We start from the raw sequence: 12,885 nt of genomic DNA, 5'->3' as shown, positions 1-12,885 counted from the left end.
AATGAATTTTTATTCCTATATTTTTATATTAAAAATTCATAAAGCAATATACGCAATCATTTCTTAACTGATTCTGCTATTGCTCTTTTCTTGTTCGGCTTGGCACCCATTACAAAATTGATCTTGCCGCCATCCATGATCTCCGCATGCGTGATGTAATTGCGGGTCAGGACTTTACCGTTCAGTTCAATTTTCTGAATGTACACATTTTTATCGCTCTGGTCTTTTACATCAATTTCGAAAGTCTTGCCATTTTCGAGATTTAACTTCGCATTTTGTACCGTCGGGCTGGTGAAAATATATTGATCTGAACCGGGTGCTACCGGATAAAAACCTAGTGAACTGAAAATAAACCAGGCGCTCATTTGTCCAAAGTCATCATTCCCGCCCAAACCATCCACCGAAGATTTATACATCGCTTTCAAAATCATCCGGGTTTTTTCTTCCGTTTTCCACGGCTGATCCAGCCAGTTGTACAAATACGCTACGTGATGGGAGGGCTCATTTCCGTGGACGTAATTTCCAATAATTCCATCGCGGGAAATATCTTCAGTATTTTCAAAATACTTATCTGGCAAATTCATACTGAAAAGTGAATCCAGGTGTGCGGTGAAACGTTTTTTGCCGCCCATAAGCTCAATCATATCTGCGGGTGCCTGTGGTACATATAAACTGTAATTCCAAGAATTCCCTTCTATAAAACCTTGTCCGTGTGTATCCAGCGGATCAAAGTTTTTCCTCCATGAGCCATCATTTAATTTAGGGCGCATGAAACCAATTGACGCATCGTAAACATTTTTATAGTTACCAGCACGTTTAATAAACTCATTATAAATATCAGTACGATTCAGTTTTTTCGCCATTTGCGCGATACACCAGTCGTCATATGCATATTCCAAAGTTTTGGAAACCGACGAAGAATTTTTATCATCCGGCACAAAACCTTTTTCCATATAGTAGTTCAGTCCATCGTAATAGTTATTTCTGGCTGTCGTCACGCAGGCGTCCAATGCTTTGTTTACATCAAAATTTGCATTTCCTTTGATCACCGCATCCGCAATAACCGGCACTGAATGATAGCCGATCATACACCAGTTTTCATTGGCATAATGTGACCAGACCGGCAGCATTTTATGCACACTTTGATTATAATGTGCCAGCATAGATTTAATCATATCCGCATTTCTGGCAGGCTGCAAAACGTTGAAAAGCGGATGTAATGTCCTGTAAGTATCCCAGAGCGAGAAACTTGTGTAGTTCGTGAAACCATCTGTTTTATGAACGTTCTGGTCAATTCCTTTGTATGAACCGTCAACATCCATGTAGGTCGTGGGTCCTAAAAATGAATGATACATAGCGGTGTAGAAATTGACTTTGTCATCTTCATTAATCGCTTTGATGGCCACTTTATTAAATTCCTTATTCCAAAGCGCTTGTCCTTCCTGTTTCACCCGATCAAAATCCCAATGTGGAATTTCCGCTTTCATATTCGCCAATGCACCTTCTGTACTAACAGGAGAAATGGCGAATTTGATCTTGATCTTTTCATTTTCCGCAGTCTGGAAATCAAAATACATTTTCAGGTTTTTGCCTGCAACTTCAGGAAAATTATGTGCCTGATCGAATTTGCCCCAAAAACCTTTGTAGACATTTTTATCATCAATCCGCGTTCCATAATTTTTAAACGGCTTACTGAAAGTCATCGCGAAATAAACGATCCGCGTTCTCGCCCAGCCATTGGTCTGACGAAATCCAGTGATCAGCGTATCGTTTTCAACACGTACAAAAGTCCAGACATTTTTATTGTCATATTGATATAGTCCGGCCATCAAATCCAGGATCACGTGCGCCTCATCCGATTTTGGAAAGGTATATTGATGCATCCCAACACGGTTGCTTGCTGTTAATTCGGCCGTGATGTTGTGATCATCGAGTTTTACTTTATAATAAGCAGGTTCTGCAATTTCGTTTTTGTGGGAAAAAGCCGAACGGTATCCACTTTCAGGTTTGTCTTCCGTTCCAGGATTTAATTGCAATTTCCCCGTTGTTGGCATAATCAGGAAATCACCCAGATCCGAATGGCCTGTTCCACTGAAATGCGTGTGACTAAAACCTGTGATCGTTTTGCTGTCATATTGATAACCCGCACAGAATCTGTACACATCTGCATTGTATTTTCCGTTGACGCCATAAGGCAAGGTATCAGTATCAGGACTGAGCTGCACCATTCCAAACGGAACCGTGGCTCCCGGATAAGTATGTCCCATTTTGGCAGTTCCAACCAAGGGATGTGCATAAGGAACAAAGTTTTCGATTCCTTTTTGTGCAAAAGAACTTAGCGAGGTAAAAAAAAGAGCAGTTGAAAAGAGCTTTTTTAGGGTCATTTTACTATTGATATTTATAGAAAATAAGGGCATGAACTTGATGGTCAGCATTTAACTTTACCTTAAAAGTAGATATAAATCGATTTAGCAACCACAACAGCAATTTATATTTTTAAAATTTGTGCTAATTATACAATTTAAGACACGTAAATTTGAAATCTATGACCGAAATTGACGTTTTTATCGGAATACAATCTTATTGAATAAGTTTGATAGATAAATTTTATGAGTAAATCAGCTCTTTTTGAATCTTATAATCCCAAATAAAAATCGATTGATAATCTATGAAAAAAATTACAATGATGGTGGCTGGTATATTGACAACAGCTGCGTCGTATGCCCAATTACAGCCCTCGAAACAAACTCCTGAATCAAGCGAATTATGGACGCCGGTTCCTCGCATCGTAACGCCTGGTAAGGCTGCTGCCACCGGATATGGTTTTTCAGCACCTTCTGATGCGATTGTTTTATTTGATGGAAAAAATCTTGATCAGTGGGTTTCTGGAAACGAAGGCGGCGGTGCTGCACCATGGACAGTTGCTGACGGCGCGTTAACTTGTGCACCTAAAAAAGGGGATATCGTTACCAAACAAAGTTTCTCGGATTATCAGCTCCATATCGAATGGCGTGCTCCTGCAAAAGTTGAAGGAAATAGTCAGGGACGTGGAAATAGTGGTATTTTCATGCAGGGAATTTATGAGCTTCAGGTACTTGACAGCTACAATAACCCAACGTATGTAAATGGCCAGGCTGGTTCTATTTACAAACAAACAATGCCATTGGTTAACCCGGTTGTAGGCCCTGGCGAATGGCAGACTTATGACGTAGTATACACTGCGCCACATTTCAATAAAGATGGCCAAATGGTGATTCCTCCATATATCACGGTACTTTTAAACGGTGTTTTGGTTCAAAATCACACAGCAATTCAAGGCACAACTCCTTACATTGGACAGCCCATGATCACACCTCACGGACCGGGCCCGATCAAATTACAGGATCACAACAACACGACGAGTTTCCGTAATATCTGGATCAGAGAAATCTAGTTTCCGCAAATATTCAATGAAAAAGGGATGTCAGAAATGGCATCCCTTTTTTCGTTTTTATCAAAATTGAACCAATCAAATTTCACTGCAAAATTGCAGCAGCTGTTTCAATTGGTCTTCATTTTTAAAATCGATATCATTTTTCCGAAGAAATTCGGATAACGAATGCTGCTGTTTTGCGTAGATTTTTGAGAAACCGGATCTTCGGGCAACGTGAAAATTACGGTTCTGGTCGATAAGGAAATATGTTGTTTTGTATTTATATTCCGGATTTGATGCGTTGTTTTGCCATTGAAATTCTCCATTTTGATTATTGATCAGTAAAGAAGAAGGAATTGTACCTTCGCTCGTGGCCGTTAATTTTCGCTCCGACATATTGGCGGAATTTCCTTTAAGTGCCAGATATTTCTTTTTTGCCAAAAGCACATTATTGAAGTTTCCAACAACCTCCATTTCTCCATTTTTAAGCTGACTGTAAAATACATTTTCTCCGATTATAATGTGATCAACGAATGCCTTATTCGTGATCAGTAGCGTATCGTGGTTTGTGGCTATATACTGCACTTCTCCGTGGAGATAGTTGTAATTGAGTTTTACGTTGGTATGTTTTCCGTTTTTAAAATAGACCTTACCATCTTTAAATTCTTCATATTGATAAATTCCTTTGTAAGAAACGCGAATTGTTTCTTTGTTTTCATTTGGAAAGGCTGTTGAAAGTGTCTGAGAAATAAGATCTTGGGCGGGAGCCGAGAGCAATAGCACAAAAAGCAAAGTTTTCATATATGAGGATTGTTTAGTTGCAATTCACAAACTTAAAATCGGGTACTGAGCACTGTACTTTTTTGCTGTTAAAACAAAAAGATGGTTTGACTTAAAGATGTGATTTGTAACTTTTTATACCCTCTTTTCTGAAAAATAAATTTATAGTTTTAAAGCGCGGCTAAATCCTTCTTTGGTTTGAAAATATGATTCTTATTGAACATCACAATGGCAACGAGAATTAATCCATAGGCTGCTAATTGCCAAACGGTAATTTCTTCTTTAAAATAAAATACAGCAATGAAAAAACCGATCAAAGGATTGATATAAAGCAAAATTCCCATCGTTGATGAATTGACACCTTGCAAAGCATATAAATTCATGAAGAGCGGCGCAATGGTGAAAACAATTGCGATGAGTACAATCAATAAATAAAACGAAGTTTCCGTAGGAATTTCCGCGCTATAAGCCGGGTAAAAAGGAAGCAGAAGAAGTGACGAAAATAGTATTTGAAAAGTAAGCAGCAGGAACTTGTCAAATCCAGTATTTTTTTTCTGACTAACCAGATAAAGCGCATAAGAAACTGCGATAATTAAACTGTACAAAAGATCCGTCACATGGCCGATTGATAATAATGAACAACTGAATGCGCTTAACGCCACTGCGGCCCATTGCCAGCGGTTCAGTTTTTCATGCAGAATGAAGTAAGCCAGTACTGTCGTCAGGATGGGGCAGACCAGATAGGCAAGTGACCCTGCTTTTACGCTGATATGATTGATTGCATAAATAAAGAAAAACCAGTTTCCGGTTAACAACAATCCTCCCAGTAAAGTTATGATCACAACCTCCCGTTTCTTTTTCTGATTTAGCGATTTAAAAAAGGCATGATTTTCTTTCAAAACCTTTTGTCTGAAAACCAGACTGATAATCAGCATCAGAACTGCGCAGAAGAAAACTCTGTAAAAAAGAATATCCAGTGAAGCATATTCACGTAAAGCTTTTAAAGCAAAACTGAAAAATCCCCAGATGGTAAATGAAGAAAGTGCTGCGATATAATATTTTGAAGATTTCATTCCAATCGATTCTTAGAGAATCACAAAATTAAAAGATGTGAGTGAGTTCCTGAATAAACCTGATTAAAGAAGTTTCGTTCCGTGTATTCGTATTTGAACGGAATAAATTCTTGTTTATTAATTTCCCCATATTGTCAGCGAAAGAAAGTTGAAGGAATCGTCAATATAATTTAATGGATTATTTTTTAGTACTTTATATATATATGATTTCGTTCGAGATATCTAGCACGACAATTTTATTAAGTAAACCAGTACTACTAACTTACCACTTATGCGAATATTTTCTGGTTTAACCCGGTCAAAATACATTTCATTTTCCATTCTGTTTGTCCTGGTCGCGCTGCAATCTTGTAAAAAGGATGCCGAGACAATGACACAGCAAGAGCTTGTGAAAGAATTAAGCAAGGAAAAAAAATATAATGAACTTCTTGAATATGCAGCGAATGCAGGTGTAAAGACGGAGAAATTCGCGTTCAAAGAATCCGATGCACCGGTCTTTGCATTACTTGAAGAAACTGGTTTCGGTCATCAGCCATCTTTCAGGTATATCAATAAAAAAATCAAAGCCGACACAACGATGTTGAAAGAGGCTGCAATAGCTTTGATAAAAGGCGAGTCAGTGGATAAGGTGATGGAAAAGATCGAACCTGAATATCCGGTTTATAAAAACCTGAAAAAACATTATACGCGGTTAATTGCTGAAAACAAGAAGGATAGTGCCGCAGTGGTAGCAGAATCTATCAATGCTTATCGCTGGATACACAGACAGGCTGGTGATGCGCCACGTCTGGTTATGGTCAATATTCGTGGTGCGTATCTGACAGGTATGGATGCAGATGGCAAGGGTGGTATTACCATGCGGACCATTGCCGGGAAGATTGATACGCAAACGCCAACCATTGATACTTATGCAACAAGTATTGTGACACATCCATACTGGAATGTCCCGAAAAGTATCGCGATCAAAGAAATCTTCCCAAAAGCTGCGAAAGACGAGGAATATTTATCGAGAAATAAAATTGAGGTTATTGACAAAAAAGGCGAAGTTATTGATCCATCGGATGTTGACTGGGAATCGATGACACCCGAAGAGTTTCCATACCGTTTTCGCCAGGAAACCGGTGGAGACAATTCCCTGGGATTGTTGAAAGTTGAAATAAAGAATCCGCTTGCCATTTATTTGCATGATACCAACGCGCGTTACCTTTTCAACACAGATCAGCGCTGGAGAAGTCATGGATGTGTAAGAGTTCAGCGTCCTACCGATCTTGCGAATTTCATGGCGGGTGAGCAATTGCTTGACAATGATACGCTGACGGAACAGGATACGATTTCTATCCCCCCAAAATGGCATAAACTTAAAAAACGGATTCCTGTTTTCCTTTTATACCTGGGCGCAGATTGTAACGAAAAAGGTGATCTGCTTTATTTTGCTGATGTATACAAAAGGGATTCTCCCAAAGTCTGACCTTTTTCTTTGATCAGATTAATACCGGATAATAAAGCAGATGATTTGAAATAACGTGGGTTTTGAGAATAGATAAAGAGGCCGGCACCGTCGTATAAAAGCTGTATAAGTTTTTTGCTGTCTGCGATAGAAACAGCAGGACATCCCTGGCTTCTTCCCAAACGGCCTGTGTTTTTAATGAAATCCTCACTTACATAATCTGCTCCATGCATAACGATTGCGCGTTCATACGCGCGATCGTTAATTCCTTTTTCCATACCTTCCAAACGAAGAGAAAGTCCGTGTTTGCCCTGGTAAGTACCCAATGTCCGGTAAAAACCAAGACTGGACTGAAAAGAGGAATTATCATTTGAGAATTCCTTCGCATATTCCTGACCTGAATTTCTGCCATGGGCAACAAAAGTATTCAGTATCAGTTTTCTCCTGATCAGGTCGATCACATACAGTCTTTTTTTACATGAAGACTGACTGAAATCCGCAATGGCCATGATCTGCTTGCCAAGTCTCATTTTATGAAATCCATACCAGGCATATTCAAATGCAGTTTTAGAAAGACCCTGGTTTTTCAGGTCAAGGGAATCGTATAAAGTAGCCCATTCTGGCTTGGTAACGGAATCAGAATTAACGGCTGCGGTATCTTTTTGAATCTGGTAAGAAGAAACTAAAAGGGGATTAATTTTTTGAAAGCCAAAGGAAACGCTAAGCGCAACAAACATCACTATTACTACAACTTGTGCTTTTGTCATCTCGAATACTTAATGGTTTGATAAGATTCAATTAAGAGGACCGGGGAATACGGTATATCACAAAACGTTACAAAGAAAAAAAGCTTATCTCAAATTTAAAAATATCCTTTCAACGTGTGAGCTGGTTTAACAAAACATCTGACGGAATTGGTTCCGATGTTAGATGTTTAGCCTTTCACTCCAAGTAACTTTTCGTTTTTAATTTATATGTTAAAAGATTAAAATCATGTAAATGGAATGCCTTTTCAGGCTTATCATTCGTTTTCGCATCAGTATTTCATTATTTCTTCGACTCTATAAATCTATGTAATAATTTTTAGCGTAAATAAGAAATATCCTAACAGGTGCTGATTAGGATGTATGATAGAAATTTTATTTATCTCAATTTTTTTAAGCGCATCCTGAGTGATTTTGCCCGCATAGTGAATGAGTATGGAGAAATGGGAAATATTAGTTGCAGATAGCAATGCAATCGTAAGGATTGGCTTAGTTCAGTTAATAAGTGAAAATATTGTTTGCGAAACGCCACTTATGGTGGCGAGATCGTCAAAGGAAACGTTGCTTGCTGTAAAGCAAAATTCTGGTATTGACATGATTATAATCGGGACCAGCCTGGGAGAAATTGATGATTTGATTGGTGAGATCCGGAATGTATCAACCAAAGTCAGGATTGTAATTTTCGCCAAAAATTTGCATTATCCGAATGCTATGAGCTATCTGATTGCGGGGGCGAACGGCTTTGTAACCCAAAATGCATCAGCAAACGAAATTGAAAGAGCTATTACAAAAGTTCTAAATGACGAACGGTATTTAGGTCAGGAATTACTGGAAGCTATGGCTCAGGAGACATTTTTGAATAATGTACACAGAAGAAAAAAATCTCCTCATAAAAATAGAAGGTCCAGTTCCTTGAATGACAAGCTTTCAAAAAGACAAAAAGAAATTGTTGATTATCTGATCAAGGGAGAATCTTTGTCAGCTATTGCCAGCCATTTAAATATTAAAATTTCTACTGTGGGAACGCATAAATCAGTTGTTTTTGAGAAACTCGGTGTTAAAAATGTGCTTGAACTTATTGAGATCTATTATGGAGATCTGGTTGTTTGATAAATAAATCCCGTTAACGGTGGCATGATATTGCTATCTCTTGTCCTAATATATTAAATCACTATAACCGGGAATACATGGAAAATGAACCTACTCCTTTCAAAAAACAATGGTACAAATGGAGATTTATCGGATTGGCTATAATCGCGCTTGCAATTTTCGTGAAATTTTTTGTCCTGAAAAGTGAGGAAGAGGAAACGCTGGCTCCGATTGTTGAAGTAGATATAAGCAAAGTAGCGTTCAAAAGTGAAAAAGAAGTTGAGGCAGTTCTTGGCAAAGGCAAACTTGATAGCTATTGGAGAGATGCCAATGCAGGTTGCGATAAATGTCCGAAGGTGATTTACAGAGATGGTAAAATAGAAATTATTTATATCAACGAAATTGCAGATCGGATTACGATTAATAATCTTTCGGAGTATGATTTCAAAAACCACGTCATACTCGGCCTGCTCGATTTGAAAAGGGATATTAATCCAACTTTTGAAAACGACGCTGTGAAACGTTGGGATAATTATGAAAAGTATACCCAGATCGCTGCTTTCGCGAAAAAGGATAGAATCGAATATCTTTTGATAAAAAGTAAATCAAAATAAGAGCTTGTTATTTAAGAGATTGAAGAAGTCTTCTCAACAGAGGACTTCTTTTTTATTTTGAGGTGAGATTAACTTCATATTAATTTTTTATCAAATTTATTCACATCAACAGAACCTGAATAATTGCTGTTACTTTTGTACTTCAATCCGATCGTTCCCTTATGCTTTCTTCAAAAATTTACGGGCGTATTATGTTAGGCCTGATTTTCGGACCGATGCTGCTTTCATCGTGTAGCCGTCATTACACAGTTTCAGGAAATCAATATAAAGAATACGCTATTGATCAGTCGGCAGGTATTGATTCTTCATTGGTCAAATATTATTTGCCTTACAAAAAACAGATGGATGCGGAAATGAACCGTGTTATTGGCCGCACGGATCAGGAATTGACAAAAACATCCGATCCTGAAACTTTGATGGGTGATTTTTTCTCTGATGCTATTTTAACAGAAGGATTGAAAAAAGATCCGGCAATCCAGTTTACTTTATCAACAAAAGGAGGATTGAGGACCAGTTTTCCAAAAGGTAATATTTCGGTTTCAAATGTTTTTGAATTGATGCCGTTTGAAAATGAACTGGTCGTTTTGAAATTATCAGGAGCATCGGTTCAAAAAGTTATTGATTTTATCGTAAAATCAAATGGGCAACCTGTTGCCGGTATCCGTATGAATATCAAAGATAAAAAAGCAACTGATGTGATGATTGCCGGGAAACCATTTGATATAAATCAAAGCTATAATCTGCTTACCTATGATTATCTGGCGAACGGTGCCGAAGGACTTGAATTTTTGAGTGAAGCCTCAGAAAGAAAAAATATTGACAAGAAAGTAAGAGATGCGTTAATTGATTATATCAACGGTCTCACAAGTGCAGGAAAAACCATAAATACTCAATTAGATGGAAGAATTGTTGTCAACAATTAATCGCCGGGATTTTCTGAAAAGTGGTGGTGCGGCTGCTGCTCTACTGGCATTAAGTGCTTCTCCTTTTTCAGCTTTTGCGAAAGATGAAACGGTGCAGCTTACAATTTTGCATACCAACGACGTACATAGCCGTATCGAACCATTTCCAATGGACGGATCCCGGAATCAGGGTATGGGAGGCGTGGCCAGTCGTAGTGCTTTGATCAATAAAATACGTGCTGAACAAAAAAATGTGCTTTTGCTTGATGCAGGTGATGTTTTTCAGGGAACTCCTTATTTTAATTTGTTCGGTGGAGAACTGGAAATGAAGCTGATGAGCGATATGGGTTATGACGCGGCAACGATGGGAAACCATGATTTTGATAATGGTATAGATGGATTTGTAAAACAATTGCCTCACGCGAATTTTCCATTTCTTGTAAGCAATTATGATTTTCAAAATACAGCGTTAAAGGGCAAAACGCAGCCATACAAAATTTTCAAAAAACAGGGAATCAAAATTGGTATTTTTGGTTTGGGAATTGAACTGGCAGGTTTGGTTGATAAAAAGAATTACGGAGATATTATTTACCAGGATCCAATAGCGAAAGCCAATGCAACGGCTAGTTTGTTGAAAAATGATCTGCATTGCGATCTTGTGATTTGTCTTTCTCATTTGGGATATAAATACAAAGAGGAAAAAGTTTCAGACCAGATTTTGGCTCAGTCAACAAGAAATATTGATCTCGTGATCGGTGGGCATACGCATACTTTCATGAAAGCTCCGGAAGATATCAAAAATCTGGATGGAAAGATTACTACGGTTAATCAGGTTGGTTTTGCCGGAATTAATCTGGGCCGTCTGGATTATTTTTTCCATAAAGGAACCGGCAAACGTATTATGACAGCCAGTGTTTGTCCGGTGTATGAAAATTCACTTGTGTAGTTTGGCCAAATTGTACTAACAAAAGAATAGCCTGGCTGTGTGAGCAACCAGGCTATTCTTTTTTCTACAAAATAAATTCTATTCTACACGACTGAACTGCATGATCGGTGTTACGCTGGTAAAATTAGGTATGTCCGCGATAAGCGTTGGCCCTTCGGCATCAAGGCCTGATTGTAAAGATTGGAGATCACTGAAATGAATTCCACAAATAAGTGCGTATGCTGGTTCTGATCCGGGTGCGGGGCCTGAAACGCCAACTTCAACATCAACTTTTAATAATCCCCACGGACCGAGTAATTCTTTGACCATTGGCGTATGAACATCCAAATAATAAGCCATATTGAAATCGTCTTCGGCAGCACGTGGATATAAAACAGTAACTTTGAACATTGTTTTTTAGGTTGAAGTGATTAAGGATTTTGAACAGGTTATGGAAATTGAATAGTATCTGGATCAACCTCCACAAAACATTATCAATTTAGTCCAAACTTTTGAAAAAGCAGAAGTTATTTATCAGTTAGCTTAAAAATTGAGGCGTCAATGCATTAATCCGCTATCAGATCCTATTTCCACCTCAACTGTCCGTGTGATCATCCTTCTTCCTATCAGAAAAACACAAAGTGCGAGGGAGGATGATCCTGCCATGGCGAGTGTCATGGGAAAAGTTGATGGCACCTCAAACAGGCTTACCACAACCGAAATTGCCGCGCCCATTCCCATCTGGATTGCCCCCATAAGTGCAGATGCGCTTCCGGCATTTTGTGAAAAAGGAGCCAGTGAGAGTGCTGCTGCATTAGGATAAGTCAGACCGATGCAACACAGGAAGAAAAACAAAAGTATAATTGTAAGCGTCAAGTTCAAAAAGCCATGATAGGATGCGAACAGCATGGCAAGACTTATGATAACCATACAAACAAGAGCGATATTGATGACTTGTTCACTTTTGTATTTTCGTAACAATAAGGTATTTATTTGACTTGATCCGATAAAACCAATAGATAAAAAGGCAAAAATCCAGCCATAAACTTTTTCATTTGTATGGAATACCTCCATGAAAACCAGTGGCGATCCAGACACGTAAGCGAATAATCCTGCAAAAGCGATGGCACCAGTAAATGAATAGGTATAAAATTGCGGCTCACGAATTACAGAAATAAAGTTTAAAATGATGGGTTTAGGCTTTAATGATAAACTGGTATCGGGTTTAAAACTATCGGGAAGCCATAAAACCGACGCAATCAAAATAGCTACCCCCATTCCGGTTAAAATTATAAACACAGCCTGCCAGCCAAAAGCTGCCGTTACATATCCGCCAACTGTTGGGGCGATCATAGGGGAGGCACCAACAACGAGAAGAAGTAATGAAAAAACTTTCGCGCTGTCTTTCACAGGAAACAGGTCACGGACCATCGCGACCGAGGCAACAGCGGCGGCACAGCTTCCAATTGCCTGAACAAATCGTGACAAAATCAACATATCAATTGTAGTAGACATCGCACAGCCAACAGAAGCCAGAATGTAGACTGTCAGGCCGATGAACAATGGTTTTTTTCTGCCAAACCGATCCAGCAGGGGACCGTAAAGTAATTGTCCGGCAGAAATTCCGATAAAAAATCCAGATAGTGAAAGTGAAACTTTTGAAGCCGTCGTGTGTAAATCCTTCGCAATGGCAGGGAATCCCGGAAGATACATATCAATTGAAAAGGGGCCTAATGCAGTTAAACTGCCCAAAATAAGAATGAGGTAAAAGTAAGTTTTATTGTTCATTGGTTGTACAAAATTGGATAACGGACTAGTTTTTGATAACAGCGATAGGACAAAGTCGGTTCGGGGAATAATATATTAGAGGTATAAGGTC

Annotated in this window: 12 protein-coding genes; 6 read left to right on the top strand and 6 right to left on the bottom strand. The window is 38.6% G+C overall.

All coding sequences use genetic code 11. The annotated features are described in order from the left end of the window. Positions 1-56: 56 nt before the first annotated feature. Positions 57-2,384 carry a GH92 family glycosyl hydrolase gene (locus FZF08_RS20640; RefSeq protein ID WP_159472562.1) on the bottom strand — a complete coding sequence of 776 codons (2,328 nt, stop codon included), beginning with the start codon at positions 2,382-2,384 and terminating at the stop codon, positions 57-59. 284 nt (positions 2,385-2,668) lie between these two features. On the opposite strand from FZF08_RS20640, the gene FZF08_RS20635 reads away from it, so the two are divergent. Next, on the top strand, positions 2,669-3,433 hold the full coding sequence (locus FZF08_RS20635; RefSeq protein ID WP_159472559.1) for a DUF1080 domain-containing protein: 765 nt from the start codon (positions 2,669-2,671) through the stop codon (positions 3,431-3,433). A 75-nt stretch (positions 3,434-3,508) separates the two neighbouring features. Here the strand turns inward: FZF08_RS20635 and FZF08_RS20630 are convergent, their stop codons facing one another. Next, positions 3,509-4,213: a hypothetical protein gene (locus tag FZF08_RS20630; protein ID WP_159472556.1), complete on the bottom strand. Its 705-nt coding sequence runs from the start codon at positions 4,211-4,213 to the stop codon at positions 3,509-3,511. 149 nt (positions 4,214-4,362) lie between these two features. After that, complete coding sequence (locus FZF08_RS20625; RefSeq protein ID WP_159472553.1) at positions 4,363-5,265, bottom strand: EamA family transporter; 903 nt, start codon at positions 5,263-5,265, stop codon at positions 4,363-4,365. Between the two features lie 271 nt (positions 5,266-5,536). Between FZF08_RS20625 and FZF08_RS20620 the strand changes: the two genes are divergently transcribed. Beyond that, entirely contained in the window at positions 5,537-6,733 is a 1,197-nt protein-coding gene (locus FZF08_RS20620; protein WP_159472550.1) for a L,D-transpeptidase family protein, read from the top strand. Here the strand turns inward: FZF08_RS20620 and FZF08_RS20615 are convergent. Next, complete coding sequence (locus tag FZF08_RS20615; protein WP_229216617.1) at positions 6,691-7,479, bottom strand: murein L,D-transpeptidase catalytic domain family protein; 789 nt, start codon at positions 7,477-7,479, stop codon at positions 6,691-6,693. The genes FZF08_RS20620 and FZF08_RS20615 overlap by 43 nt on opposite strands. 432 nt (positions 7,480-7,911) lie before the next feature. Between FZF08_RS20615 and FZF08_RS20610 the strand changes: the two genes are divergently transcribed. The 4 genes from FZF08_RS20610 to FZF08_RS20595 all read left to right on the top strand — a co-directional run bounded on the left by FZF08_RS20610 (position 7,912) and on the right by FZF08_RS20595 (position 11,027). Further along, positions 7,912-8,586 carry a response regulator transcription factor gene (locus FZF08_RS20610; protein WP_229216616.1) on the top strand — a complete coding sequence of 225 codons (675 nt, stop codon included), beginning with the start codon at positions 7,912-7,914 and terminating at the stop codon, positions 8,584-8,586. Positions 8,587-8,663: 77 nt separating this feature from the next. Next, complete coding sequence (locus tag FZF08_RS20605; RefSeq protein ID WP_159472544.1) at positions 8,664-9,179, top strand: hypothetical protein; 516 nt, start codon at positions 8,664-8,666, stop codon at positions 9,177-9,179. 161 nt (positions 9,180-9,340) lie between these two features. Then, positions 9,341-10,102, top strand: a complete 762-nt coding sequence (locus FZF08_RS20600) for a 5'-nucleotidase C-terminal domain-containing protein (RefSeq protein WP_159472541.1) — start codon at positions 9,341-9,343, stop codon at positions 10,100-10,102. Next, positions 10,077-11,027: a bifunctional UDP-sugar hydrolase/5'-nucleotidase gene (locus tag FZF08_RS20595; protein WP_159472538.1), complete on the top strand. Its 951-nt coding sequence runs from the start codon at positions 10,077-10,079 to the stop codon at positions 11,025-11,027. Before FZF08_RS20600 ends, FZF08_RS20595 begins: the two co-directional genes overlap by 26 nt. 78 nt (positions 11,028-11,105) lie before the next feature. On the opposite strand, the gene FZF08_RS20590 is transcribed toward FZF08_RS20595, so the two are convergent. Next, positions 11,106-11,417: an EthD family reductase gene (locus FZF08_RS20590; RefSeq protein WP_159472535.1), complete on the bottom strand. Its 312-nt coding sequence runs from the start codon at positions 11,415-11,417 to the stop codon at positions 11,106-11,108. A gap of 147 nt (positions 11,418-11,564) precedes the next feature. Then, positions 11,565-12,794, bottom strand: a complete 1,230-nt coding sequence (locus FZF08_RS20585) for a multidrug effflux MFS transporter (RefSeq protein WP_159472532.1) — start codon at positions 12,792-12,794, stop codon at positions 11,565-11,567. Between the last annotated feature and the right edge of the window lie 91 nt (positions 12,795-12,885).

Origin of the sequence: Dyadobacter sp. 3J3, from assembly GCF_009801115.1 — a bacterium.
Taxonomy (GTDB): domain Bacteria; phylum Bacteroidota; class Bacteroidia; order Cytophagales; family Spirosomataceae; genus Dyadobacter.
This window is presented reverse-complemented; position numbering and strand designations above follow the sequence as displayed.

Bases quoted from the DNA above. Each gene is read 5' to 3' on its own strand.
- FZF08_RS20635 (WP_159472559.1), top strand. From the start codon at position 2,669: ATGAAAAAAATTACAATGATGGTGGCTGGTATATTGACAACAGCTGCG.
- FZF08_RS20590 (WP_159472535.1), bottom strand. From the start codon at position 11,417: ATGTTCAAAGTTACTGTTTTATATCCACGTGCTGCCGAAGACGATTTC.
- FZF08_RS20600 (WP_159472541.1), top strand. From the start codon at position 9,341: ATGCTTTCTTCAAAAATTTACGGGCGTATTATGTTAGGCCTGATTTTC.
- FZF08_RS20585 (WP_159472532.1), bottom strand. From the start codon at position 12,794: ATGAACAATAAAACTTACTTTTACCTCATTCTTATTTTGGGCAGTTTA.
- FZF08_RS20615 (WP_229216617.1), bottom strand. From the start codon at position 7,479: ATGACAAAAGCACAAGTTGTAGTAATAGTGATGTTTGTTGCGCTTAGC.
- FZF08_RS20610 (WP_229216616.1), top strand. From the start codon at position 7,912: ATGGAGAAATGGGAAATATTAGTTGCAGATAGCAATGCAATCGTAAGG.
- FZF08_RS20630 (WP_159472556.1), bottom strand. From the start codon at position 4,213: ATGAAAACTTTGCTTTTTGTGCTATTGCTCTCGGCTCCCGCCCAAGAT.
- FZF08_RS20620 (WP_159472550.1), top strand. From the start codon at position 5,537: ATGCGAATATTTTCTGGTTTAACCCGGTCAAAATACATTTCATTTTCC.
- FZF08_RS20605 (WP_159472544.1), top strand. From the start codon at position 8,664: ATGGAAAATGAACCTACTCCTTTCAAAAAACAATGGTACAAATGGAGA.
- FZF08_RS20625 (WP_159472553.1), bottom strand. From the start codon at position 5,265: ATGAAATCTTCAAAATATTATATCGCAGCACTTTCTTCATTTACCATC.
- FZF08_RS20640 (WP_159472562.1), bottom strand. From the start codon at position 2,384: ATGACCCTAAAAAAGCTCTTTTCAACTGCTCTTTTTTTTACCTCGCTA.
- FZF08_RS20595 (WP_159472538.1), top strand. From the start codon at position 10,077: ATGGAAGAATTGTTGTCAACAATTAATCGCCGGGATTTTCTGAAAAGT.